Raw genomic sequence first — 25,497 nt, 5'->3', positions numbered from 1 at the left:
TGAGCGCGATCGTTCGTACGCGCCCATTCCAGAATAGAAGCGGCATTCCCGGCAAACAGTGCGTGAAATGACCCAACCGGTTCGATGCGCACACAACGAACCCGAACGCATGCATCGTCGTATTGCCCCGCAAAAGCGCTTGCACCCAGGTACTTCTTACCCAACCGCTCCCCCGCCATCGGGAACGTTGACCACCTTTTCACCCTGCCGATCCACGGCGTCGAAAAAAGATCGTACATATCGGTAGAAACACCGATGCTGTAGTCAAACTACATTCGTACGATTGGTCGCTGCAGAGAATCGCTACATCCGATTCGACAGTGTCCGACGGTCCGCGTCGCCGTCCTCGATGTTCGATCGGGCCCAACCGGCCGTAACGATTCCCCGCCTGGCCTGGCATGCCGACGCGCAACCACCCCGCATCGCCAGCCGAATGCGTCCTGTGTGAATCCACCGGACGTGCGCAGCTCCAGACATCATCCGAAAAAACGGCAATTCGATCATGGAGAACAACATGCGGGACAAACTCTGGCCGGCCGTCGTGCTGGCAGCGACCCTCTGCACCACCGCCTACGCAGGCGACGCCGATTTCAATTCGCAGGGCGCGGCGACCGATGCATTCGCGTCGGCCGCCGCGCAACGACGCGCCGACCTGCTCGTGCGCAAGATGACGCTCGACGAGAAGCTTCAGTTCATTCATTCGCAATACGAAATGTCCAAGGTGCCGGGCGGCGGTGCCGGTTACATCCAGGGCGTGCCGCGGCTCGGCATTCCCGATCTCAACATGGCCGATTCGTCGACCGGTTCCGGCAGCACGTCGCAGGCCAGCACGACGTTCCCGGCAACGATCGCCGTCGCCGCGAGCTGGGATCGACGGCTGTCCTACGACTACGGCAAGCAGGTCGCGATCCAGTTGCGCGCGCAAGGGTTCGGCATGGGTCTCGGCGGCGGCACCAATCTCGCGCGCGAGCCGCGCGGCGGCCGCCTGTTCGAGTATCTCGGCGAAGATCCGCTGCTCGCCGGCGACCTGCTCGCCGAACGCACGCTCGCCACGCAGCGGCAGAAAGTCATCGCGACGATCAAGCACTACGCCGGCAACGAACAGGAGCACGGCCGGATGGGCGGCAACACGCAGATCGACGAACGCACGCTGCGCGAGCTTTACCTGCTGCCGTTCGAGATCGCCGCGAAGCGCGGTCGCCCCGGCAGCGTGATGTGCAGCTACAACCGCTTGAACGGCGCGTATGCGTGCGAAAACAATCACCTGCTGAACGACGTGCTGAAGAATGAATGGGGCTTCCAGGGCCAGGTGCAGTCCGACTGGGGCGCCACGCACAGCACCGCGGCCGCGATCAACGCGGGGCTCGACGAGGAAGAAGACGTCGGGACGACCGTGTACCTGACGCCGGCAGCCGTCAAGCAGGCGATCGCGAACGGCTCGGTGTCGACCGCGCGCCTCGACGACATGGTGCGCCGCAAGCTCGCCGTGATGATACGCGTCGGTGTGATGGACGATCCGGCCAAGGGCGGCGGCACGATCGATTTCGCGGCCGCGAACCGGTTCGCGCAGTCGGCCTCCGAGCAATCGATCGTGCTGCTGAAGAACGACGGCAACGAGTTGCCGCTGGCCGCAGCGGCGCTGTCGCGCATCGCCGTGATCGGCGGCCATGCGGACGCGGCCGTGCTGTCCGGCGGCGGCTCCGGCAACACGCGCGATCCGGTCTCGGGTTCGTTCGCGGGCTGCGGCGGCCTGACGTTCGGGTCGTCGACGGGCTGCAGCTGGTGGCGCAATCCGTGGCTGAAGGTCGACGTGCCGATCGTCGCGGCGATCCGCGCGCTCGCGCCGGCCGCGCAGGTCACGTACGCGGGCAACAGCGACCAGCAGTCGCCGTTCCGCGCGTACACGCAACAGGAAATCGACCAGGCCGCGGCGCTCGCAGGCCGCTCGGACGTCGCGATCGTCGTGGTCGCGCAGCCGGCCGGCGAGGATTTCGGCGACCTGCAGAGCCTGAGCCTCGCGAACCCGTCGAACCAGGATGCGCTCGTCGAAGCCGTCGCGCGTGCGAATCCGCACACGATCGTCGTCGTCCAGAGCGGCAATCCGGTGCTGATGCCGTGGAAAAACAACGTGTCCGCCATCGTCGAGGCGTGGTATCCGGGCGAAGCCGGCGGCAAGGCGATCGCGAACGTGCTGTTCGGCGCGGTCAATCCGTCCGGCAAGCTGCCCGTCACGTTCCCGGCGCGCGACCAGGATTCGCCGACCTGGGGGCAAAACGGCACGTTCGACAACGATCCCGTCTACGCCGAAAAGCTGAACATGGGCTATCGCTGGTATGACGCGCGCAACATCAAGCCGATGTTCGAGTTCGGCTACGGGCTGTCCTATACGCACTTCGCGTATTCGGGGCTGTCGGTGTCGAAGCAATGGGACGGCTCGCTGAGCGTCGCCTTCACCGTGCGCAACGACGGGCGTGTCGCCGGCGCGGAAACGCCGCAGGTCTATCTCGGCGTGCCGTACAAGGACGAACCGCCGAAGCGGCTGGTCGGCTGGGAGAAGATCCGTCTGAATCCGGGCGAGGCGCGGCATGTGCGCGTGACCGTATCGCCGCGCATGCAAAGCGTGTGGGATACGTCGCGTAACGGCTGGCGGGTCGTATCGGGCGGGACGGTGTATGTCGGTGCGTCGTCGCGCGATATCCGGCTTCAAGGCAACTGATCGCCGCTGAACCAACGGGGAGCCGCTCGCCCGGCTCCCCGGTGTTTGCCGATCATCCGAAAGGCGTTACCTGAGCAACAGCGCGAGCACCGTCGCGAGCGCGGCCATCGCGACGATTGCCGCCACCATGCCGGCCAGATGCGCGGCTATCACCAGGCCGGCCGGCAAGCGCGACGCGATGCCGGCCATCACGCACCGCCCGCTTCCAGCGTGTCGAGCAGCGGCCGCGCCAGATGCAGAACCTGGTACACCGTGCCGGCCCCGCCTTCGTCCGGCTCGTGTTCGGTGACGAGCGCGCGCGTCAGCCGCCAGCGTAGCGGGTCGAGACTCACGGCCGCCGCAACCACACCCTGCCGTGCCGCCACTTCGCGATTGCGTGCGACCTCCCGTGCAAGCGTCGTGCCGAGGTCGGCATCCGCCGGAATATCGATGGTTTCCAGACGGGCAAAGCGCCCCGTCGACGCACTGCCCTTGCGCGCGTCGAGCGCAACCTGCGTGTCGATCGGCGCGCGCCCGAAGCTGTCCGTCACGACCCGATAGCGACCGTCGGTCACGAATCCGGCGAACGCCTGTTCGTTGCGCCACAGATAGAACGACGCATAGCCGTTTTCCGTCGCACCGAAGCGGCCGGCCTCGCGGAGCAGGAATCCCTTGAACAGCAGTTCCGGCGTGTCGTCCCACAGCCTGCCCCGCTCGCGGACACGATTGCGGATGATGTCGAGGTCGTAGTCCGCCGGCAGGCGGTGCACGTAGTACGCGGTCAGCATGATCGACTCCTGACGAAAGAAATGGGGGAATTCGCGACGGCCTGGAAACAGCGTAGAAGAGCTTGAGTTATTTGAAAAGGCGATGGCAGAATATTTCAATGATTCGCTTTTCAAATGGATGAGTGCGCGATGAAAACACTCGACATCGAAGCCGTGCAGGCGTTCGTGCTGACTGCCGACCTCAAGAGCTTCACACGGGCCGCCGAGGCCATGGACACGACGCAGTCGGCGGTGAGCCTGAAGATCAAGCGGCTCGAGGACGGTCTCGGCCGCCGCCTGCTGGAGCGCACGCCGCGGCAGGTGCGCCTGTCGGCCGACGGCATGGCGTTCCTGGAGCCCGCGCGCGAACTGGTGGCCGCGCACCACGGCGCGGTCGGCGCATTCGGCACCGGGCAGCGGCGGCTGGTGATCGGTGTCAGCCATCATGTCGTCGGCGCCGATCTGCCGATGCTGCTGCGGCGCATGAGCGAAGCGGAACCGGCGCTCGTGCTCGAGATCCGTGTCGCGGCGTCACGCGACGTGCTCGATGCGTTCGATCGCGGCCAGCTCGACGCGGCCGTCGCGCTGCAGCACGACAGCCGGCGGCTCGACGGCGAAACCATCCTGTCGGAGTCGTTCGGCTGGATGGCGGCACCGGATTTCGAGTACCATCCGCCGCAACCGCTGCGGCTGGCCACCCAGGCCGAGCCGTGCAGCGTGCGCCGCATGGCGGTCGGCGCGCTCGACGAAGCCGGTGTCGCCTGGACGGAAGTCTTTGTCGGCGGCGGTGTCGCAACGATCGGCGCGGCGGTGTCGGCGGGGCTGGCCGTCGCGGCGCTCGGGCATCGCGTGGCGCCTGCCGGCACGGTCGACGTGGGCACGCGATACGGGCTGCCGCCGTTGCCGACGCGCGACGTGGTGCTTCATTCGAACCTGACCGATGCGCGTGCGCGGCAGGCATTGCGCACGCTGGGCGCGGCGCTCAGGTCGTCGGTCGGCATGCGTTGAGGTCGCACGCGCGGGTGTGGGTCGTATCGCTCACGTCTGGCCGATTCCGAACCGCCCCTCCCGGAGAGAACCAACATGCGTCCGCTGGAAGAACTGGTCGACGAACGCGAGTCCGCCCTGCCGTCACTGATCGAGTGGGCGGCAGCAGCGGGCCATCGTTGCGAAATACTGCCGCCCTCGGATCGCAATGGCGCGATTCTCTCCGCCCTTCAGGTCACCACGCGCTCGACCTTGGGGGTCATCGCCTATTCGACGGGCGGCGTGCTCGTGGACGGCGGCTACCTCCGCCTGCTCGGCTCGGGCCATTACAAGATGCGCCGGGACATCGTCGACTGGAATGACGGACGGTCTTCCGGCTTTCTGCTGGTCGCGGACGATGCCGTCGGCGGATTCTTCGCGCTGAACGGGGGCGCACTCGGGGAAGACACGGGTTCGATGTACTACTTTGCGCCGGACACGCTGAGATGGGAGCCCCTTGAGATCAGGTACGGCGACTTCGTGCGATGGTCCCTCGGCGACAATCTGCACGACTTCTACGCGAGCATGCGCTGGCCCGGCTGGCAAGCCGAGGTTCAGGGCCTGGCGACGGACCAATGCTTCAGCTTCTATCCGTTCCTGTGGACGAAAGAAGGATCGGTCGAACACAGCAGCCGTCGGACGGTCGACGTTTCCGAGCTGTACGCGCTCCAGATCGGCGCCGGGCCCGTGGCATCAGGGCAACCCTGACCGGGTATCCGGACGCCGCGATCCGCGGCGATGTCGCCGCCGCCGGGTCGCGTTTTGACCGCAGCGACGTGCTTCGATCCACGCCACGGTAAAATTCCCCGTTCATGTCACCCGCCCATGCAGGCCACCCATGCCTGCCCGGGTCAACATCAAAACCATCATCGCGTTGATTTCCTTGCACTTTTCATCTCGCGGCGCATGAGTTACTCGCTCGCCACCACCTACACCCGCGAACTCGAGATCCGCAAGAGCCGCTTCATCGGGCTCGCGATCCCCGTCGAGGACCGCGACGCCGCGATGCAGGCGCTGCAGCGCCTGCGCGACGAGCATCCAACGGCCACTCATGTGTGCTGGGCGCTGCTGGCGGGCGGCCAGTCGGGCATGTCGGACGACGGCGAGCCGTCGGGCACTGCGGGCCGGCCCATTCTCGAAGTGCTGCGCCATCACGATCTCGACGGTGTGCTCGGCGCAGTCGTGCGTTACTACGGCGGCGTGAAGCTCGGCGCGGGCGGACTGGTACGCGCATACACGGACGCAATCGCGTCGGCGCTGCTCGATGCCGAGCGCATCGAGCGCGTTCGCCACACGCGGCTCGCGATCGAGATCGGCTACCCCGAGGAGGCGCGCGTGCGCCGCTGGATCGAACAGGCCGGCTATGAACTGGTGGACAGCGCGTACGGGATGACGGTGAAGCTCGTGATCAAGCTGCCGGAAACCGCCGAGGCCGCCGCGCGAGCCGAACTGTTCGACCTGACGCAGGGACGCGCGGGTTTCCCGGTGCTTTGAGCGTCGACACTCGGCCACGCTCGGTTGGATTCATTTTTATTCAGGCTCTCAGGTTCTGGCTGCCGCATGGGCTCTCGGCGCGGTCGTATGCTTGGCGCGTCTGAACGGCTCGATTCGACGTTGACGACGCTCATCGATGCGCACATTACGGCACGCTTTCGACGCTGTCAATTCGACATCATGAAAGACTGTAAAACCCGTCCCGGCGAAGACGAAAAAAAGCGCACCGCATGACGCGGTGCGCTTCTTCCCGTCAAAACCGGCCTGGATGAACCAGGTCAGTAAGTATCCGGCACGATCATGTTGTCCGGCGTCGGCCGGCGGATGTAATCCTCGTGATGCTCGCGCGGCGGCAGGTCGATCGACGCGTGCGGCACCTCGTGATACGGCACCTGGGTCAGCAGGTGGTGGATGCAGTTCAGCCGCGCGCGCTTCTTGTCGACGGCCTGCACGACCCACCACGGCGCTTCGGGAATATGCGTGCGCTGCAGCATCTCTTCCTTCGCGGCCGTGTAGGCCTCCCAGCGGCGGCGGCTTTCGAGGTCCATCGGGCTCAGCTTCCACTGCTTCAGCGGATCCTCGATCCGGGCCTGGAAGCGCACTTCCTGCTCGTGATCGGTGATCGAGAACCAGTACTTGACGATCTGGATCCCGCTGCGCACGAGCATCTTCTCGAACTCGGGCACCGACCGGAAGAACTCCTCGTACTCTTCGTCCGTACAGAAATTCATCACGCGCTCGACGCCCGCGCGGTTGTACCAGCTGCGGTCGAACAGCACGATCTCGCCGCCGGCCGGCAGATGCGCGACGTAGCGCTGGAAGTACCATTGCGTGCGCTCGCGGTTGCTCGGTGCGGGCAGCGCGGCGACGCGACACACACGCGGGTTCAGGCGCTGCGTGATGCGCTTGATCGCGCCGCCCTTGCCGGCCGCGTCGCGCCCTTCGAAAATGACGACGAGCCGGTGCCCCGTGCTCACGACCCAGTCCTGCAGCTTCACGAGCTCGCCCTGCAGCCGGAACAGCTCGCGGAAATATTCCTTGCGCGCCTCGCGACGCTCTTGCGAAAACAGCAACTCTTCGCCGTCGTCGAAGCGCCGGTCGTCGAGTTCCATCTCGAGTTCTTCGTCGTACGCGTCGACCAGATCCTCCTCGAAACGACGCTGGCGCGCTTCCATCGAGTTCGTATCGGCGAGGTTGTCGGTCTCGGTGCGGGTATCGTTGTCGCCCATGGGGCCTCCTTCCATCATTGACGCAGCCAAACGCCGCCATTATCCCAGTGTCGCGCGTCAAATTCATGAAAATTGGCGCCACACCCGTCAGAAGCGGAAGTTCAGCAGCACACTGGCCAGCACCGGGTTCGCCGAAATGTCGAACGTGTTCGATGCAAGCGTCCGGTTCGGCTGGCTGATGTCGAGCGTGATCTTCGTCCGCAACGGGATGTAGGTGACCATTCCGGTGATCCAGAGCTGGCGCGTGATCTGGTAGCTCGCGCCGACGGTAAACACCGGTTCCCACACGCTCTTCACCTTCGCCGACACGTTGGTCCGGCCCGACAGCAGCAGGTCGCCGCCGGCATCCCAGATCCGCTGGAACAACGCCGGATCGAGCAGCAGCGACTGCAGGCTGCCGATGTCAGCGCCCGCCGCGAGCAGCCCGCCGAGCGACGCCAGCTTGCGCTGGAACACGGGGTTCAGGTTCGTGTTCGTGAAGCGCGTATAGCTGAGGCCGATGCCCGCAAACGGGCGAAAGCGATCGTCGCGCTCGCCGAGGTAGTACTTGAACACGACGGACCCGAGCCACGCGCGCGTGGTCGCGAGCGGGTTGCTTTGCGTGTTCGCGAGATCGATCAGCGGAAAGCGCCCCGGGACGCCGGCAAAAATACGATCGAGCGGCAACGCGATGCTGCCGCGACCGCGCAACGTCAGCACCGGCGGAATGCCGGCCCCGAGTTCGGCCGCCCAGTTCTCCGAGAAAAAGTGCGTGAAGGTGAACGCCAGCGTGTTCGTATTGCTCAGCGACAGGCTCGAACCCTGGTTCTGGAAGCTGTTCAGCCCGAGCGCGTCGGTGTGCGTCGTCACGGGCGTCGACCGGCCGGTGGTCGCGATGAAGTGCCAGCCGAGGCCGACCATGTTGCGGTCGTCGCCCATCAGCTGCTCGAGCAACGGCGGCGCCTGTGCGGCCGGCAGATCGGGCAGGCTCGACGGATCGACCGGATGCAGCTCGTACGGCATCCGGTCCGCGTGGACGACGCCGCCGGCCGGTGCGTCATCCGCCGTTGCATCGTGCGTCGCGGCCGGATCGCAGCCGCCGGCCGCACCGTTGCCGTCGAAGCCGATACCGTCCGTGCCATCGTCGCGCGCCGCCGCGCACACGCGCCCCGCTCCGCCGGTTCGCTGCCCGAGCGTGATCTTGCGTGCGGTCAGCGGAACGGCGTCGGGTGGCGGCATGTCGACCGACACACCCTCGCGCCCGCCACGCACCGGCCCTGTATCGGTCGCCCACGCGCGCGCATCGAACCCGTCCGCATCGCCGCCCGGCCAGAAGCCGATCCCGTCGGCGCCGGCCTGCCAGCGCGGCTCCGCATCGCCGTCCGGCTGCGGCGCGCCGTGCGCGGCGGCCGCGCACGCGAACAGCGTCGCGCCGAGCCAGCGCGACAGCGGACGCGCGGCGCCCGGCCGCGCGCGGCGGCGGGTTGTCTCGCGATTCGTCATCGGCTCAGGCCGGCACGCCGAACAGGCGCTGGCGGATCCGGTACAGCGGCTCGAACAGCCATTCGAGCAGGCTGCGCCGCTCCAGCACGACGTCGGCCTTCAGCATCATCCCGGCCCGTAGCGACAGCGGCCGCCCTTCGAACGACGGCGTACGATCAGCCAGTTCGACCCAGGTCTTGAAGTAGGTCTGCGGCGCGGCCGCATCGCCCGGCAGGTTCAGCTCCTTCGCCGAGAACGCAACGGGCGAGATCGACAGCACCTTGCCGCGATAGGTGCCGAACTTCTCGACCGGATAGCTTGCGTACGCAACCTTCACTTCCTGCCCCTTCTTCACGAAGCCGGCCTTCGACGACGGAATGTAGACCTCGGCGATCAGCCCGTCGGCCTTCGCGGGCAGGATCTCGACGACGCGCGTGCCCGGCGGGTCGATCACGCCGCCCTGCACGACGTCGAGCCGCACGATCTGCCCGTCGGCCGGCGCGTACAGCACCTGGTTCACGTTCTCGTCGATGTTGTATTCCTTCGCGTTCAGCTCCTCCTGCTTGATCTTCAGTTCCGCGTTCGCGCCGTCGTACTTGCTCTGCATCGTGTCGAGATCGCCGCGCAGCTTCATCGCGTTCTTCGCGAGCTCGGCGCGGCGCAGCAGCAGGTCCTGGTATGCCTGCCCGGCCTGCAGGTACTGCGTGTTGACCTGGTTGTACTGTTCGAGCGTCACGACCTGTTCGTCGAGCAGTTGCTTCACGCGTGCGCGCCGTTCGCCGTACTCGTCGACAATGCGCTTCTGGTCCTGGATCTGCCGGTCGATCAGCCCGCGGCTCTCGCCCTGCGCGGCGATCTGCTGGTTGATCTGCTGCACCGACGACTTGTATTCGAGCCGCGCCGCATCGATCTGCTGCGTGACCTCGACACGCTGCCGGTCGAGCGCCGCGCGCATCCCCTGCACGTTGTTCGCCTGGCTCACGAAGCTCGTGTCGCGCGTCACCGCCAGCAGCCGCTGGCCGGCCTTCACCTGCTGGTCCTTGCCGACGTAGACGTCGCGCACGGCCCAGCCCGGCGGCGCGCTGACGCCGATCAGCCCCGAGCGCGGCGTCAGCATCCCCGACACGCTCTCTGTATTCGCGTAGCTCAGTTCGACGAGCGCCGTCACGAACATCGCGAACATCGCCAGCGACAGGTAGCAGAAGAACCGCATCGACACCGGCACGTCGACGACGCCGTGGATCACGGTGCCGAAGGTCGTGCCGCGCGCGAGCTTGCGCGACGGTTTCTGTTCTCGGAGGGCAGCGTTCCAGTTCGGCATGGGCAGGCTCGTCAGGAGCGACGCCGCGCGGCCGCATCGAGCAGCGGCGTCGGCATCAGGTAAGGCGTGAAGTGTTCCCAGAAATGCCATTGCTCGGGCTGGCGCACGAGTGCCTGCTCGAGCCGGTCGACGATGCGCTGGTGCGTCGCGCGCACCGGCGACGCATCGTCGTCCGCGCCGAGCATCGGCGCGAGCGGGCTGGCCGCGAGCTCGGTGAAATGCACCGCGCAGCGATCGCGGAACGGCACGCCCGTCGCATACGCGACGAGCAGCGGGATCCCCTGCTCGACCGCGAGCTTCACGCCGCCGCCGGCCATCCGCACCCAGCGCCCGCCGAGCCGGCAGCGGTTGGTCTTGCCGAACTTGCCGTGCAGGTCGGAGAACAGCAGGAACACCGGCGCCTCGCGCCGCAGGCTCGTGATCAGCCGCCGCAGGTGCACGCGCTCGTCGATGTCGATGAACTCGACTTCGCCGGCGCCGTATTCGGCGACGAGCCGCAGCGCGTCGTCGAAGAACGCGCCGGGCGCATCGCGATGCAGGATCACCATCAGCTTGCGATCGTCGGGAATCATGAAGCGCAGCTTCGTGACGAACAGCATCAGGTTGCCGAAGTGCAGCCCCGCGAGCATCAGCGGGCCGCCGCGCGCGAGCGCCGTGCGCAGTTGGTCCTCGCCTTCGCACGCCATCCCGTCGACCATCGACTTCATCGATTCGAGGCTGTGCGTGCGCAGCTTGAGCCCAGCAAACTCGGCCTCGAACAGCTCGCGCACGATCGCGGCCGACACTTCCCGCACGCGCCGCGGATCGTCGTTCAGGTGCGCGCTCAGCATGTACGCCACCGCGCGCTCGATCGATTCGCGAATGCACGGAAAACAGCGCAGGCATGCGCCCGAGCACCAGCGCATCAGCCGCAGCCCACGCGCGGGCGACGTGCGCAGCGCGACCGCACGCACCGCGCGGCGCACCAGGAACGCATACGAGAACGGATTCAGCAGAAAGAGGCGCCCGAGCATCACCGTGCCTCCTCGTTCGTGCGCCATGCGTCGGTCGCGTCGATCAGTACGCCGTCGTGCATCTGGTAGATGCGGTCGACCATCGACAGGATCGACGCGTCGTGCGTGACGAGCACGATCGTGCACGGCAGCGTCAGCACGTTGCGGCAGATCTCGTGCGTCGTCGCCTGGTCGAGGTTCGACGAAAACTCGTCGAGGATCAGCAGGCGCGGCTCGCAATACAGCGCCCGCGCGATCAGCAGCCGCTGCATCTGGCCGGCCGACAGGAATTTCTGCGTATCGCCGAGCGGCGTGTCGTAGCGATGGTCGAGCCGCTCGATCTCGTCGTGGATGCACGCGAGCTTCGCCGCGTCGAACATCGCGCCGATCCGCGGCGCGGGCGCGAAGTTCGTGATGTTGTCGCGGATCGTCCCGCGAAACAGCTGGTCGGACTGCGTGACGGCCGCGAGATGCTTGCGGTACTGCCGCAGGTTCACTTCCGCGAGATCGACGCCGCCGACGAACAGCGTGCCGGGGTCCGGCCGCACGAGCCCGCAGATCAGGTTCAGCAGCGTCGTCTTGCCGCTGCCGGTGCGGCCGACGATCGCGATCTTGCCGCCGGCCGGCACGTCGAGCGCGATGTCGCGCAGGATCGGGCGGTTGCCGCCCTTCGGCGTGTACGACAGCGCACGGATCGACAGCGCGCCGTCGAATCCGTCGACCGGCCGCACGACCGCGTCCGGCGCGGGCTCCTCGGTCTCGGTCTGCAGCACGTCGGCGACGCGGTCCATGTGAACCTGCAGCACCTTGCGGCGCACATAGAGCTGGATCGAATCGATGAACTTGTCCGCGAACAGGTTCTTGTACTGGATGAACGCGTAGATCACGCCGATCGTGCTCTGGCCGTGCATCACGAGCCACGCGCCGTACGTGACGATCACCAGCTGCTCGACATGCACGATCCCCTTCGAGATGGCATCGAACAGCAACTGCAGCCGCTCCTGCTGGCGCATCGCCTGCAGCTTCTGCGTGAACGCGTTGACCCACAGGCTGCTGCGCGCGGTCTCGGCCGACAGCAGCTTGATCGAATGCGCGGAGCGGATGTTCTCGATCAGCAGCGCATCGGCCTCGGCGCCGCGCGTGAGGATCTGCGACATCGCGTCCTGCAACTGCGGCTGGATCGCGAGCCGGCTCAGCGCGAACAGCACCATCCCGGCCAGGCTGATGCCGGCCAGCACGGGGCTGTAGTACAGCATCAGCACGAGCGTCAGCGTGCAGGTCACGATATTCAGCAGCCCGCCGACCAGCCCGTCGACGAGAAACCGCCCGACCTCCGACACCGACGACACGCGCGAGATCGAATCGCCGGTGTTGTGGAACAGGAAATAGCCGATCGGCAGCCGCGCGAGATGCCCGACCATGTTCGCCGACAGCTGCTGCGACACGATGTTGCGCAGGTAGCTCTTGATGTTGCCGACGAGGTTCGCGTACAGCGTGTCGAACAGGAACACGATCGCGAACAGGATCGTCAGCAGGTACAGGATGTCGACGTCGGTCTTCTTCAGCGCCTCGTCGATCGTCAGTTGCACGTACGACGGGCCGAGCAGCAGCAGGAGCTGCGCCGCGACACCGCCCGCGATGCCGATCGCGAGGCTCTTGCGGATGCCCGTCAGACCTTCGAGGTAGTCGCGCAGCCGGATCCGGTCGGCCTGCCCCGCCCGCGTGAAGCCGATGTCCGGATTCAGTTCGAGCGCATAGCCGGTGATGTGCGTGAGCGCCTGCGCGAGCGGCAGCTTCGTCTCGCCGAGCGCGGGATCGACGATGTGCACGCTGCCGTAGCCGACCTTCGTCAGCACGACATAGTGGTTCATCCCCCAGTGCAGGATGCACGGCGTCTTGAGCGCGTCGAGCTCGCCCGCGTCGAACTGCAGCCCGCGTGCACGCAGGCCGAGATCGTTCGAGATCTCCATCAGGTCGAAAAACGACAGCCCGGAATCGATCCGGACCGGATAGCGGTTGCGCAGCGTCCGCAACGTCGTCTCGCGCCCGTGCCACGAGGCGATCATCGCGAGGCAGGCCAGGCCGCACTCCGTCACCTCGTCCTGCAGGACCGGACGGACTTTACGCGTATTGAAGAGCATGGTCGGACATCCGGGGCGCGACGACGCGCCGCCCGGGCCTGCCGGTGCGGGCCCGTGGCGGGTCGTGCGCGATACGCATGGGCGTAGCCGGCACGCTGCCGGCTACGACGGAAGATCGGTGTTACCGGCCGCCCGGCGGGCCGCTCAGCGCGACGAGCCGAGCGACATCCGGAACTGTTCGACGGCGTGGGTCTGGTACTGGGTCATCAGGCCCTGGATCGTGGTCCCGATCGACTGATTGACGAGATCGACCGTATAGGCGGCTGAATTGGAGTAAAGCGACGCGCCGCCGCGAATCTGGCGGGCCTGTTCTTCCGTGATGTCTCGCATTTGTTGTGGCCTTTATATTGTCGGAATGCCCGCCACCGTCAGCCAATTGAAATATCAATGGCCGTTAACTTTATTACGGGGATAATCCGGCACTCCTGCCTCCTGATAATCGCCCGAATCCGAAATAATGCATTCCGGAGTCGCTTTATTGCCACTGCGGCGATCGATTCTTTTCCTTCTGTTTCGCAGCATTTCGCGCGGGGGGCGCCTCCCCGCGCACGGCGGTTACTTGCCGGTGTTATTGAACGTCTTCGGGTTCTGCAGGTAATTGCCGAGGCTCGGCAGGAACTGGCCGAGCGCGGTCACCACCGGCGCGGCGTCAACGGCGAGGCTACCCAGCGAGCTGATCGCACCGCCGCCATGCACATTCCTGACCTGTTCCGTCGTCATGACCTTCATCATTCTCTCCTCGTAAAAAATAAAGATGATGCAAAGAACCATCATTGAAAGACAAACGGCTTTTAATCCCGAGCGACTTGTTAATCTAATAATCACTGCGATTACGAGCCGAAATCAGGCTATCATGCGGTCGCATCGGAATTCAATGGAGGACACACTCTTACAGGTGCATTTTCCGATGTGTGACGGGTAGCAGGCATTCATGCTGTTTGAATTTCAATTTCAAAACGTTTAAATCCCGCCGCAACGCATTGCGGCACGGGCAGGAGACGGAGACGGCCATGTTTGAAACGAGGCACGCGAATCGAGGATCGGCGACGCGGAATGCGGGTATTTCCCTATCAAGATTTTCGACTAGGTGGAATCCCCGACTTGCAACCGTGACAGCGTTCGCTGTAACAGTGGTCGGCGTATCGGCAAACGCGCATGCGTTCTGCCTCGACACGGCCTACCAGTACGCGTCCGTGCACGATCCGCGCTACCTCCAGGCGCGCAGCGAATACGATGCGGCCCGCCAGAAATTCCCCGAAGCACGCGCGCAGATGCTGCCGCAGGCCGCCGCGCAACTCGAATGGGGGCGCTACGGCACGCACGCGAACCTGTTCGGCATCGACGTCAGCGGGTCGAGCAATGCCGCATACGGTTCCGCGCAAGTCACTCAAGCGCTGTTCAACGTGCCCTATCTGTACGACATGCGGCGCGCGACCGAATACGAGGAATCGGCGAAGCAAAAGCTCGAGGTCGCGAAGCAGGACCTGATCCTGCGCGTCGCGAACGCGTGCTTCGACCTGCTGAGCGCGCGCGAGAAACTGCAGTCGGCCGACGACGAAGTGAGCGCGCTCACGCGGCTCGAAAGCGACACGCGACGCATGGCCCAGCTCGGGATGAAGACGATCGGCGACACGGCCGAGATCGAGGCGCGCCGCAGCCTCGCGGAATCCGACGAGGCACTTGCACAGACCGACGTCGATGCGCGTCGCGCGCGCTACGAGACGCTGCTCGGCTCGACGATCGATTTCTCGCGCTGGCCCCGGCTCGCGATGCGCGGCACGTCGCCGCGCATTCCGTCCGGCGACTACGCGCCGCAGGACAACCCCGCGTACCGTCAGGCGTATCGCGACGTCCAGGTCGCGCGGCTCGCGGCGAAACGCGTCAGCGCCGAGCACTTGCCGACCGTCGACCTGTTCGCGTCGTATTCGCGCGGGCTCAACCCGAACCTGCGCGGGCTCACCGATCGCTCGGACTTCCATCAAAGCGCGTTCGGCGTGCAGGTGACGATCCCGATCTTCTCCGGCGGCAGCGTGTACTACCGGCAGGTGGAAGCCGAGCACGTGACCGAGCAATACCGCAACCGGCTGCGCGAGGTCGAGGAGCAGCTGGGCACCGATCACCGCGAGGCGCTGTCCGCGCTCGAATCGGTCGGCAAGCGCATCCGCGCGCTGCAGCAGTCGCTCCAGGCCGCGCGGCTCGCGTACGACTCGTCGATGAAGGCGCATCAGGTCGGCTACAGCACGACGTACGAAACGCTGAACCTGCGGCGCGACATCTCGGGTATCCGGCAGAAGCTGTTCGACAGCTATCTCGATGCGCTGAAGCTGCAGCTGAAGCTGAAAAGCGTGCTCGGCACGCTCGACGAACAATCGCTGGTGGCGGTGGACAGCTTCCTTGAAAGCAACGCGGCGAACGACCGGGGCTGAGCGCGCACCGGCACTCGAATAAAAGGTTGTACGCGCAACATTATTCCGCGTGCCGATGTGCCGGCGCATCGCGATGCCATCTCGCCGCTTCCCGCAAACGTGCGTCCGACCCTGCACGTTCGTGCCGCGCAATGTCCGGTTCCGGCCGCACAAGACATCGGCCGCTGCCCCTTCACGACGTGCAGGGGTATACGCGATGTTGCATCAGAAAAAAACTTTGCATAGAGTGCTTCCCATCGATCCGGCGGACAAAGACGTCCCACGATCGTGCGCAGCGCGAGCCCGATAGCCCGCGTTTCGCCGGCCGCATATCCGGCCACCCATCCGCATTCCCGTTATCCGACAGCGTTGTCGGATGAACGGACCGGCAAAGAAGCCCTTGCCTCGCTCGTCGAGGCAAGGGCTTTTTTTTGCCTTTCGAAAACGCACGTCTTCACCTGAACCAGGAGCACACCATGCGTCATGGCGATATTTCCAGCAGCAACGACGCCGTCGGCGTCGCCGTCGTCCAGTACAAGATGCCGCGCCTGCACACGCGCGCCGACGTGATCGCGAACGCCCGCGAAATCGCGGAGCGCGTGGTCGGCATCAAGCGCGGCCTGCCCGGCATGGATCTCATCGTGTTTCCCGAATACTCGACGCACGGGATCATGTACGACGCGAAGGAGATGTACGACACGGCATCGACGATCCCCGGCGAGGAGACCGACATCTTCGCCGCCGCATGCCGCAAGGCGAACGTGTGGGGCGTGTTCTCGCTGACCGGCGAGCGCCACGAGGAACACCCGGACAAGGCGCCGTACAACACGCTCGTGCTGATCAACAACCAGGGCGAGATCGTGCAGAAGTACCGCAAGATCATGCCGTGGGTGCCCGTCGAAGGCTGGTATCCGGGCGACTGCACGTATGTGGCCGACGGGCCGAAGGGGCTCAAGATCAGCCTGATCATCTGCGACGACGGCAACTATCCGGAGATCTGGCGCGACTGCGTGATGCGCGGCGCCGAGCTCGTCGTGCGCTGCCAGGGCTACATGTACCCGGCGAAGGATCAGCAGGTGCTCGTGTCGAAGGCGATGGCGTTCATGAACAACTGCTACGTCGCGGTCGCGAACGCGGCCGGGTTCGACGGCGTGTATTCGTATTTCGGCCACTCGGCGATCGTCGGCTTCGACGGCCGCACGCTCGGAGAATGCGGCGAGGAAGAAAACGGCGTGCAGTATGCGGAGCTGTCGGTGAGCCTGATCCGCGACGCGCGACGCAACATGCAGTCGCAGAACCACCTGTACAAGCTGCTGCACCGCGGCTACACGGGCAAGATCGGTTCCGGCGAATCGCCGAACGGCGTCGCGCAATGCCCGTTCGAGTTCTACGCGAACTGGGTAAACGATCCGGACGGCACGCGCCAGGCCGTCGAGCGCCTGACGCGCGCGACACCCGGCACGCCCGAATGCCCGATCGAAGGCATTCCGTCCGAAGCGCCCGCGCATCGCTGAACCCGCGCCCCGCCCGGCCGTTCGCGCTGCCCGCGCGAACGGCGCCGTCTCACTCTGGAGCCTTCATCATGCTCGGTGTCGCTCTCTTCTTCATCGGCGCGGTGCTGGTCGTCAACGGCGTCGCGCTCACCGGCCGCATCGAACCGCGCGACGCGGCCGGCCTGAACCTGCTCGTCGGGCTGCTCGCACTGCTGATCAACCTCGCCGGCCTCGTGCAGGCATCGGCGCCGCCGCAGTTTTTTTCGAGCGCGGGCGGGCTGCTGTTCGCGTTCACGTACCTCTACCTCGCCGCCGTCCAGTGGCGCGGGCTGCAAGGCGCCGGCCTCGGCTGGTACTGCCTGTTCGTCGCGATCAGCGCGCTCGTCTATGCCGGTACGTCGAACGACGTGCGTTTCGGAGCGATGTGGCTGCTGTGGTCGAGCCTGTGGTTCCTGTTCTTCGTCGCGCTCGGGCTGAAGCGGACCGTGCGCTTCCTGCCCGGCTACACGATCGCGATCGGCGTCGGCACCTGCTGGTTGCCCGGCATGCTGATGATGACGGGGAGGTGGTAATGAGCGCACGCGATACGCCGCTGGCCACCGATCCGCTCGCCGGGCACCGCATCGCCGATGCGCCGTTCTACCAGCCGGCCGGCGCCGAGGCCGACTGGTTCGAGACGGCCTGCCGCCATCACCTGCCGGTCCTGCTGAAAGGGCCGACCGGCTGCGGCAAGACGCGCTTCGTCGAATACATGGCGTGGCGCATGGGCCTGCCGCTGATCCAGGTCGCGTGCAACGACGACACGTCGGCGGCCGACCTGACGGGCCGCCACCTGCTCGACGCCGACGGCACCTATTGGGCCGACGGGCCGCTCACGCTCGCGGCGCGGCATGGCGCGATCTGCTATCTCGACGAGATCGTCGAAGCGCGCCCCGACGCAACGGTCGTGATCCACCCGCTGACCGACTCGCGGCGCGTGCTGCCGCTCGACCGGCTCGGCGAGGTCGTGCATGCGCATCCGGATTTCCATCTGGTGATCTCGTACAACCCCGGCTATCACGGCGAACACCGGCGGCTGAAGCCGTCGACGCGGCAGCGCTTCGTCGCGATCGACTTCGGCTATCCGGATGCCGCGCACGAAGCCGACGTCGTCGTGCGCGAAAGCGGCGCCGACCGCGACATGGCGCGCCGGCTCGTCGATCTCGCACAGCGCACGCGTGCGCTCGCACAGGCCGGCAACGGGCTCGACGAAGGTGCGTCGACGCGCCTGCTCGTGCATGCGGCCCGGCTGATCGTCGCGGGTCTCGCGCCGCTCGACGCGTGCCGGATCGCGATCAGCGACGCGGCGACCGACGACGACGACACGCGCGCCGCGTTGCAGACGATGGCCGCCGCGCACTTCGCGACATGAGTGCACTGCACCTCGCCCGCTTCCTGCAAGGGATGACCGCGCACGAGACCGACGTGCGGCTCGACGATGCGGCGCTGCGCGCGACGCTCGGTCACGCCGCGTTGCGCGTGCCGGGCGCATTGTCGCCCGCCGCGCGCGTCGCGGCGGCCGCGCACGCACTCGCGCACTGGCTGCATTCGCCGTCCGGCGAACCGGCCGACACACTGACGCCGATCGGCATCGCCGTTGCCGGCCTGATCGAGGATGCGCGCGTCGAAACGCTGCTCGCACGCGCCTGGCCCGGGCTGGCGACCTTCTGGGCACCGGCGTTCGCACCGATCGACCGCGAAGGGCTTGCGTTCGGCCACCTGTGCGCACGGCTCGCGAAGGCGCTGTTCGATCCGACGTATCGCGACGGCAACCCGTGGGTCGACAAGGGCGCGCAGCTGTTCAACGAAAAACGCGACACGCTCGACGACTACCGCGCGTTCCGCACGATCGCGTCGCGGCTCGCGAACGATCTCGGCCAGATGCGCGTGCGCTTCGCACCCGACGACGGCGCATGGCTGCCTTATCGCGATGACAACGCGTGGCTGTGGGCGCACCCCGCCGCTGCGTCGGAACAGGCCGGCAACGAAGGCGTCGAGACGTCGGCCGCGACCGGCGGCCAAAGCGACGAGCCCGACGACGAACCGCCACCGGCACCCGATGCGCCGCGCTACCCCGAATGGAATTGCCACACCCAGCGCGAGCGCCGCGACTGGACGACCGTCATCGAACGCGCGCCCGTCACGTCGGCGCCGTCGCCAGCGCTTGCCGCACTGATCGACGCCGATCGGCGCGCGGCGAAGCGGATGCCATCCGCGCGTGCGACGGAACCGATGCGTCGCATCGGCCGCCAGCTCGACGGCGATGCGCTCGACCTCGATGCGGCGATCGCCGCACGAATCTCGCGCCGCACCGGGCATGCGCCCGATCCGCGCGTGTTCCGCCGCCGCGTGCCCCACGATGCGCGCGGGCCCGTGCTGATCCTGCTCGACCTGTCGGCGTCGACGGCCGCGCAAGTCGCCGCACTCGAGAAACGCGCCGCCTTCGTGCTCGGCGACCTGTTCGACCGGCAGCGACGGCGCTGGGCCGTTCACGGCTACACGTCGGACGGCCGCCATCGCGTGTACTACGCGCGCTTCAAGAATTTCGGCGAGGCGTTCGACCCCGGCCGCCGCGCGGCGCTACTCGCGGCCGACGCCGGGATGAGCACGCGCACCGGTGCGGCGCTGCGCCATGCGCTGACGTTGCTGCGGCGCGAAGCGTCCTGCACGCGCGCCGCCGTGCTGATGATCGGCGACGGCGAAGCCGCCGACATCGACGTGTTCGACCCGCGCTACCTCGTCGAGGATGCCCGTCACGCGGCACGCCAGGGCCGGCAGCGCGGCGTCGCGATCGCCGGCTTGTCGTTCGGCGCGCCGCCCGGGTTGTCTACAATACTTGGCGTCGGCCCGAGCTGCCTGCATGCGGCGAACGGCGACGCCCTGCCCGCCGTCGTCGCGCACGCGGCCGGGCGGCTGACCGCGTGACGGTCCTACCCGCAAGAATCAGGACGGACGAATGAACAGTGTGAAGGTTGGCGTGTTGTTCTCGCAGAGCGGATGCACGTCGCACCTCGGCCAAAGCCAGTTGCGCGGCACGCTGCAGGCGATCGCCGAAATCAACGAAGCGGGCGGCGCGAACGGCTCTGAGATCGTGCCCGTCGTGCGCGACGCGTGCTCGGACCCGGCCGTCTACGCGCGGCTCGCCGAGGAGCTGATCGCCACCGAGCGCGTGAACGTGCTGTTCGGCGGATACATGTCGAGCAGCCGCAAGGCGCTGATTCCGATCGTCGAGAAGTGGGACAAGCTGCTGTTCTACCCGACCCTCTACGAAGGCTTCGAGTTCTCGCCGAACGTGATCTACACGGGCGCCGCGCCGAACCAGAACAGCGTGCAGCTCGCCGCGTTCATGACCGCGCAGTTCGGCGCGCGCGTGTACCTGGTCGGGTCCGACTACATTTATCCGTACGAGTCGAACCGCATCATGATCGACCTCGTCACGCAGCATCCGGACGGCCAGATCCTCGGCGAGGTGTACATGCCGCTCGTCGCGTCCGAGCAGGATTTCGCGGCGGTCGTCGAGGATATCCGCGCGAAGGCGCCCGACTTCGTGTTCAGCACGCTGGTCGGCGACAGCACGGCCGCGTTCTACCGCGCCTACGCGCAAGCCGGCCTCGATGCGCGCAAGATGCCGATCGCGAGCCTGACGACGTCCGAGATCGAACTCGGCCAGATGGGTGCAGCCGCGGCCGGCCACTACACGTCGTCGCCCTATTTCCAGACCATCGATTCCGACGTGAACCGGCGCTGCATCGCGCAGCTCAAGGCGCGCTTCGGCGACGACGCAAGCGCGTCCGCGCCGTGGGAAGCCGCGTATTTCCAGGTCCACCTGTTCGCCAATGCGCTCGCGCGCGCCGGCACCGACCAGCGCGACCGGCTCGTCGAACATCTCGCGGATGCGGAATTCGACGCGCCGCAGGGACGCGTGAAGATCGACCGGCTCACGCAGCATACGTGCCTGTATCCGCGCATCGGCTGCGCGACGGCCGACGGCAATTTCACGATCGTGCGCGAAGCGACGCGCCGCGTGCATCCCGATCCGTACCTCGTCACGCACTCGCTCGGCGACCGCGTGCACACGCCCGACGAGCTGAAGGCGTAACCGACGATGCGCGCCCGCACCCCGATCCGCTCGACGCCGCGCCTGCTCGCCGAACTGCGTTCGCTCCGCGTGATGGTGTACTACCCGGACGACGACAACGGCCTGCTGCTCGTCGAGCAGCTGTCGCGCATCGGCTGCCCGACCGAACAGCGCTGGCCGCCGCCTGCTGCGTTGCCGGAGAGCGTCGATCTCGTGATTCTCGCGGTCCGGCCCGACCTGCTGCACCTGTCGATCCCGTGGCTCGAGGACGACGCGCGGCCGCCGCTGATCGCCGTCACGACCTACGAAAGCCCGACCATTCTCGAACTGATGCTGCGCATCGATGCGCAGAGCGCAGTGACGACACCCGTGCGCTCGTTCGGCTTGCTGAGCGCGATGGCGCTCGCGTGCCACCAGAGCCGCCGGCACGACGAATACCGGCGCCGCATCGCGCAGCTCGAACAGCGCGCGATGTCCGTGCGCACGCTGCAGGAAGCGAAGGCGCTGCTGATGCAGCACAACGCAATCAGCGAGGAAGAGGCCTACCAGCAGATCCGTTCGCAGGCGATGGAGCGGCGCATCTCGATCAACCAGCTCGCCGAGCAGATCGTGCAGGCGCATGCGCTGCTGAAGCGGTGACGCCGGCCCGCCCGCCGCGCGTCAGTCGGGCGGCGGCAGCACGACCGTGTCTTCCGGCCCGAGCACGCGCCCGTCCTGCGAACGCAGCTCGAGCTTCCTGACCGGCAACCCGGTCTTCCGGTCGACGAGCAGCACGTGCGCCTCTTCCGGTTCGAAGAAGAAATCCTCGCCCCACTGCCGCAGCGCGACCAGCAGCGGAAACAGCCCGCGCCCCTTCTCGGTCAGCACGTATTCGTGATGCGCGCCGCCGTCGGCGGCCGGCACGATGTCCATGATCCCGTGCGCGACCAGGTTGCGCAGGCGGGCGGCCAGGATGTTCTTCGCGAGGCCGAGGCTCTTCTGGAATTCGCCGAAGCGGCGCAGCCCGTCGAACGCGTCGCGCACGATCAGCAGCGACCACCAGTCGCCGATCGCGTCCAGCGGGCGGGCGACGCCGCAGGGGGAATCTTCGTGCGTGGTTCGTCGGTTCATCGATGCATACGGCGATGCCGTTCCCCGTGCCCGGTGCGCAGGCTGAACGGCCGTCGTTTCCGTTGAAATGAATGGTTGCAATATAAAACCTGACTGACAAAAGATCAATGATGAGCGCCCGACTGTTCGCGGTCGACGAACTGCGCGGATGTTTCAGCCCGGATTAGCCTTTCATTCGTCCAGTTTTGACGATAAATTGCGCCATCAGTCCTTTCAACCGCTTCGCACGCATGAGTCACGCCGCCCGCTCGCAATCGGCCGGATCAATTTTCCGGTTGCAACTTGAAACCTCATGTCCTACGCTTCCATTCGGTTTCAACTTGAAACCAAACTATCCGACTACCTGAAGGAGCGTTCGATGATCCGGTCCGATGCCACGTTCGACGGCACCTTTCCCTTCGCCCCGCATTTCGACGACGCATCCGGCTTCCGGATGCACTACGTGGACGAAGGTCCGCGCGACGGCGAAACCGTCCTGTGCCTGCACGGCGAGCCCACCTGGGGTTACCTGTTCCGCCACCTGGTGACGGCGCTGAGTCCGATGCACCGCGTCGTCGTGCCCGATCACATGGGATTCGGCAAAAGCGCGACGCCGCAGGACCGCAGCTACTGGCTGCAGGATCACATCGACAACCTCGAGCGTTTCGTGCTCGCGCGCGGCCTCGATCGCATCACGCTCGTGATGCACGATTTCGGCGGCCCGGTCGGCATGGGGCTCGCCGCACGGCATCCGGACCGGATCCGGCGCATCGTATCGGCGAACGGGCCGACGGCATTCGGCCAGCCCGACCTGGTCGAGCGGCTGACCGCGAACGGCCGCGATTCGCCCTGGTTCCAGTGGATCATGCGCGCAGCGGCCGACGGCACGCTCGAAACGGTACTCGGCCAGCTCGGCTTCAACATCCTGAGCACGCTGAAGCTGAACGGTTTCGAGAACCACGCAGTCATCACCGACACGTGGATCGACGCGTATGGCGCGCCGTTCGCGCAACCGGCCGACTGTCTCGGCGCGATCGGATGGGCACGCGGCTTTGCGGCCGATGCGCATCGGTTCGAGGCACCCGATGCGGCGGCACTGCGCGCGATCCGCGACACACCCGCGCTCGCGCTCTGGGGAGACGCCGACCGAACGCTCGGCGCCGAACACCTCCTGCCGCTCTTTACCGCGCTGTTCCCGTCCGCGCCCGTCGAGCGGCTGGCGGGCGTCGGGCACTACTGCTTCGAGGATGCGCCCGATGTCATCGCGGAACGGATCGCCGGCTTCATCCGGACGACCGGCTAAAAAAAATCGGCAGCCGGATCGATACTCCCGGCTGCCGACCGACGTGCGCACCGCTTTCGCAAGCGCGCACGCATCGCTTCACGTCAGTGAATCACCCGCGTCACGCCGCGCCCGCGCGGATCGGCCATCGCTTCCGGCGTCTTGCCGTCGATCTTGATGACCTGGATGTCGCCGCTGAAATCCTGCCCCTTCAGCGTGTAGCCGCGCGCCTCGATCTGCTTCGCGAGTTCGCCTTCGATCGGGTGGTACGGCTCCCAGAAGATCGTGTTCGGCGGCAGCAGCTGGTGATGGAAGCGCATCGCGCCGACGGCTTCCTTCAACGGCATCTTGAAGTCGTAGATGTTGTTGATCACCTGGAAGATCGACGTGAAGATGCGCGAGCCGCCCGGCGTGCCGATCACGAGCGACACCTTGCCGTCCTTCGTCATGATCGTCGGCGACATCGACGACAGCGGGCGCTTCTTCGGTTCGATCGCGTTCGCGTCGCTGCCGACCACGCCGAACATGTTCGCGACGCCCGGCTTCGCGGAGAAGTCGTCCATCTCGTCGTTCAGCACGATGCCCGTGCCGTCGGCGATCACGCCCGAGCCGAAATAGCCGTTGATCGTGTACGTGTTCGACACCGCGTTGCCCCACTTGTCGACCACCGAGAAGTGCGTCGTTTCGGCCTTCTCCGGCATCGTCGTGCCGAGACCCGGCTGCACGCTCTTCGTGTCCGACGGCTCCTTCGGGTTGACCTCGGCCGCGCGCTTCGCGATGTACGCGTCGTTGGTCAACTGCGCGATCGGCACCTTGTAGAAGTCCGGGTCGCCGAGATACTGCGCACGGTCCGCAAACACGCGCTTCTCGATCTCCGCGACGAGGTGGACGTACTGCGGCGAATTGAGCTTCACGCCCTCGAAGTCCTGCTTGAGGTCGGCCTTCATCTTCAGCAGTTGCACGAGGCCGATGCCGCCCGAGCTCGGAGGCGGCGCGGTGATCACGTCATAGCCGTTCCACTTCGCCTGCACCGGCTGGCGCCACACCGCACGGTACTGCGCGAGATCCTCGGTCGTAATCAACCCGTTGCCGTCGCCGGTCTTCATCGACGCGGCGATCAGCTCGGCCGTCTTGCCCTTGTAGAACCCCTCCGCGCCGTCGTTCGCGATCCGCGTGAGCACGTCGGCGAGATCCGGCTGCTTGAAGTTCGCGCCGGCCTTCAGCCCGGAGAAGTACTTGTCGAAATTGGTCTTGCCGCCGAACTCCTTCGATGCGTCGACGCCGCGCTGCGCGAGCTGTTCGTCGACGACGAAGCCGTCGCGCGCATAGTGGATCGCCGGCGCCAGCACCTGCTTCCACTTCAGCTTGCCGAAGCGCTTCTGCGCTTCCCACATGCCCGCGACCGTGCCCGGCACGCCGACCGCGCGCGGGCCGTACAGGCTCATGCCCTTGACGACGTTGCCGTCCTTGTCGAGGTACATGTCCTTCGTCGCGGCGAGCGGCGCGCGCTCGCGGTAGTCGATGAAGTACGGCTTGCCGTCCTTGTAGATCGTCATGAAGCCGCCGCCGCCGATGTTGCCGGCTTCCGGATACGTGACGGCAAGCGTGAACGCGATCGCGACGGCCGCGTCGATCGCGTTGCCGCCTTCCTTGAAGATCCGCTCCGCGGCATCCGCGCTGTACTTGTCGGCCACCGCCACTGCCGAGCTCGTCAGGACCGCCGGTTGCGGCCCTTTCGCATACGCGGGCGCATTTGGCAGGAACCCGATGCCGGCCACCGTCGCAAGCACGACAGCGGATGATTTGAAGCGATTCAGCGTAGTCATTGCATGTCCCCCATGTGGATCTCCTTCAGGCACGACAAGCACCTGATCCGTGGATGGCCGCTGGCGCGCCGACGGCCATATGCCGGCTTCGTAGTATAGGGGGACAAAAAGGGTCGAACACGTGGCATGCAACGAAAGCATATCGATTGTGTGCGCCCG

23 protein-coding genes are annotated in these 25,497 nt (G+C 66.3%); 12 read left to right on the top strand and 11 right to left on the bottom strand.

Annotated elements, in window-relative coordinates; all coding sequences use genetic code 11:
• Window positions 1–514: 514 nt before the first annotated feature.
• Window positions 515–2,716, top strand: a complete 2,202-nt coding sequence (locus tag HWX87_RS00790) for a glycoside hydrolase family 3 C-terminal domain-containing protein (protein ID WP_176045198.1) — start codon at window positions 515–517, stop codon at window positions 2,714–2,716.
• Window positions 2,717–2,782: 66 nt separating this feature from the next.
• Here the strand turns inward: HWX87_RS00790 and HWX87_RS38205 are convergent, their stop codons facing one another.
• Window positions 2,783–2,905: a hypothetical protein gene (locus HWX87_RS38205; RefSeq protein ID WP_279612946.1), complete on the bottom strand. Its 123-nt coding sequence runs from the start codon at window positions 2,903–2,905 to the stop codon at window positions 2,783–2,785.
• Window positions 2,905–3,483, bottom strand: a complete 579-nt coding sequence (locus tag HWX87_RS00785; protein WP_176045197.1) for a DUF4865 family protein — start codon at window positions 3,481–3,483, stop codon at window positions 2,905–2,907. Before HWX87_RS00785 ends, HWX87_RS38205 begins: the two co-directional genes overlap by 1 nt.
• A 129-nt stretch (window positions 3,484–3,612) precedes the next feature.
• Here HWX87_RS00785 and HWX87_RS00780 point away from each other — a divergent pair, with 129 nt between their 5' ends.
• The 3 genes from HWX87_RS00780 (at window position 3,613) to HWX87_RS00770 (ending at window position 5,982) form a co-directional block, all read left to right on the top strand.
• Window positions 3,613–4,470: a LysR family transcriptional regulator gene (locus HWX87_RS00780; RefSeq protein WP_176045196.1), complete on the top strand. Its 858-nt coding sequence runs from the start codon at window positions 3,613–3,615 to the stop codon at window positions 4,468–4,470.
• 75 nt (window positions 4,471–4,545) lie between these two features.
• Window positions 4,546–5,196 (top strand): DUF2625 family protein, encoded by a 651-nt coding sequence (locus tag HWX87_RS00775; RefSeq protein WP_176045195.1) that lies wholly within the window; start codon window positions 4,546–4,548, stop codon window positions 5,194–5,196.
• Window positions 5,197–5,394: 198 nt separating this feature from the next.
• The gene (locus tag HWX87_RS00770; RefSeq protein ID WP_176045194.1) at window positions 5,395–5,982 is read left to right on the top strand and encodes a YigZ family protein; all 588 of its coding nucleotides are present in this window, start codon (window positions 5,395–5,397) and stop codon (window positions 5,980–5,982) included.
• A 278-nt stretch (window positions 5,983–6,260) separates the two neighbouring features.
• Here the strand turns inward: HWX87_RS00770 and ppk2 are convergent, their stop codons facing one another.
• The 7 genes from ppk2 to HWX87_RS00735 all read right to left on the bottom strand — a co-directional run bounded on the left by ppk2 (window position 6,261) and on the right by HWX87_RS00735 (window position 13,858).
• Window positions 6,261–7,211: a polyphosphate kinase 2 gene (gene ppk2, locus HWX87_RS00765; protein WP_176045193.1), complete on the bottom strand. Its 951-nt coding sequence runs from the start codon at window positions 7,209–7,211 to the stop codon at window positions 6,261–6,263.
• Between the two features lie 87 nt (window positions 7,212–7,298).
• Entirely contained in the window at window positions 7,299–8,693 is a 1,395-nt protein-coding gene (locus tag HWX87_RS00760; RefSeq protein ID WP_176045192.1) for an OmpW family protein, read from the bottom strand.
• Between the two features lie 4 nt (window positions 8,694–8,697).
• Window positions 8,698–9,993 (bottom strand): HlyD family efflux transporter periplasmic adaptor subunit, encoded by a 1,296-nt coding sequence (locus tag HWX87_RS00755; RefSeq protein ID WP_176045191.1) that lies wholly within the window; start codon window positions 9,991–9,993, stop codon window positions 8,698–8,700.
• Window positions 9,994–10,004: 11 nt separating this feature from the next.
• On the bottom strand, window positions 10,005–11,009 hold the full coding sequence (locus HWX87_RS00750) for a hypothetical protein (RefSeq protein WP_176045704.1): 1,005 nt from the start codon (window positions 11,007–11,009) through the stop codon (window positions 10,005–10,007).
• A complete protein-coding gene (locus HWX87_RS00745) occupies window positions 11,006–13,126 on the bottom strand; it encodes a peptidase domain-containing ABC transporter (RefSeq protein WP_176045190.1) in 2,121 nt (706 codons plus the stop codon). Before HWX87_RS00745 ends, HWX87_RS00750 begins: the two co-directional genes overlap by 4 nt.
• A 144-nt stretch (window positions 13,127–13,270) precedes the next feature.
• Window positions 13,271–13,456, bottom strand: coding sequence for a hypothetical protein (locus HWX87_RS00740; protein ID WP_166953149.1), 186 nt, complete (start codon window positions 13,454–13,456; stop codon window positions 13,271–13,273).
• Window positions 13,457–13,681: 225 nt separating this feature from the next.
• Window positions 13,682–13,858: a hypothetical protein gene (locus tag HWX87_RS00735; protein ID WP_006479216.1), complete on the bottom strand. Its 177-nt coding sequence runs from the start codon at window positions 13,856–13,858 to the stop codon at window positions 13,682–13,684.
• 278 nt (window positions 13,859–14,136) lie between these two features.
• Here HWX87_RS00735 and HWX87_RS00730 point away from each other — a divergent pair, with 278 nt between their 5' ends.
• The 7 genes from HWX87_RS00730 to HWX87_RS00700 all read left to right on the top strand — a co-directional run bounded on the left by HWX87_RS00730 (window position 14,137) and on the right by HWX87_RS00700 (window position 21,780).
• Window positions 14,137–15,552 carry a TolC family protein gene (locus HWX87_RS00730; RefSeq protein WP_176045189.1) on the top strand — a complete coding sequence of 472 codons (1,416 nt, stop codon included), beginning with the start codon at window positions 14,137–14,139 and terminating at the stop codon, window positions 15,550–15,552.
• Between the two features lie 455 nt (window positions 15,553–16,007).
• Complete coding sequence (locus tag HWX87_RS00725; RefSeq protein WP_059236988.1) at window positions 16,008–17,045, top strand: aliphatic amidase; 1,038 nt, start codon at window positions 16,008–16,010, stop codon at window positions 17,043–17,045.
• A gap of 68 nt (window positions 17,046–17,113) precedes the next feature.
• A complete protein-coding gene (locus tag HWX87_RS00720) occupies window positions 17,114–17,596 on the top strand; it encodes an AmiS/UreI family transporter (protein WP_176045188.1) in 483 nt (160 codons plus the stop codon).
• Complete coding sequence (locus HWX87_RS00715) at window positions 17,596–18,435, top strand: CbbQ/NirQ/NorQ/GpvN family protein (RefSeq protein WP_176045187.1); 840 nt, start codon at window positions 17,596–17,598, stop codon at window positions 18,433–18,435. The genes HWX87_RS00720 and HWX87_RS00715 overlap by 1 nt, the downstream gene beginning before the upstream one ends.
• Complete coding sequence (locus HWX87_RS00710) at window positions 18,432–19,988, top strand: nitric oxide reductase activation protein (protein ID WP_176045186.1); 1,557 nt, start codon at window positions 18,432–18,434, stop codon at window positions 19,986–19,988. Before HWX87_RS00715 ends, HWX87_RS00710 begins: the two co-directional genes overlap by 4 nt.
• A 31-nt stretch (window positions 19,989–20,019) precedes the next feature.
• Window positions 20,020–21,162: a transporter substrate-binding domain-containing protein gene (locus tag HWX87_RS00705; protein ID WP_176045185.1), complete on the top strand. Its 1,143-nt coding sequence runs from the start codon at window positions 20,020–20,022 to the stop codon at window positions 21,160–21,162.
• Window positions 21,163–21,168: 6 nt separating this feature from the next.
• Window positions 21,169–21,780: an ANTAR domain-containing protein gene (locus HWX87_RS00700; RefSeq protein ID WP_174991845.1), complete on the top strand. Its 612-nt coding sequence runs from the start codon at window positions 21,169–21,171 to the stop codon at window positions 21,778–21,780.
• Window positions 21,781–21,801: 21 nt separating this feature from the next.
• Here the strand turns inward: HWX87_RS00700 and HWX87_RS00695 are convergent, their stop codons facing one another.
• A complete protein-coding gene (locus HWX87_RS00695; RefSeq protein ID WP_176045184.1) occupies window positions 21,802–22,251 on the bottom strand; it encodes a helix-turn-helix domain-containing protein in 450 nt (149 codons plus the stop codon).
• Window positions 22,252–22,609: 358 nt separating this feature from the next.
• Here HWX87_RS00695 and HWX87_RS00690 point away from each other — a divergent pair, with 358 nt between their 5' ends.
• Entirely contained in the window at window positions 22,610–23,533 is a 924-nt protein-coding gene (locus tag HWX87_RS00690) for an alpha/beta fold hydrolase (RefSeq protein ID WP_176045183.1), read from the top strand.
• 83 nt (window positions 23,534–23,616) lie between these two features.
• On the opposite strand, the gene ggt is transcribed toward HWX87_RS00690, so the two are convergent.
• Window positions 23,617–25,338, bottom strand: coding sequence for a gamma-glutamyltransferase (gene ggt / locus HWX87_RS00685; protein ID WP_176045182.1), 1,722 nt, complete (start codon window positions 25,336–25,338; stop codon window positions 23,617–23,619).
• Window positions 25,339–25,497: the final 159 nt, after the last annotated feature.

The sequence above is a fragment of the Burkholderia sp. BCC1644 genome (assembly GCF_902833225.1).
Taxonomy (GTDB): Bacteria; Pseudomonadota; Gammaproteobacteria; order Burkholderiales; family Burkholderiaceae; genus Burkholderia.
This window is presented reverse-complemented; position numbering and strand designations above follow the sequence as displayed.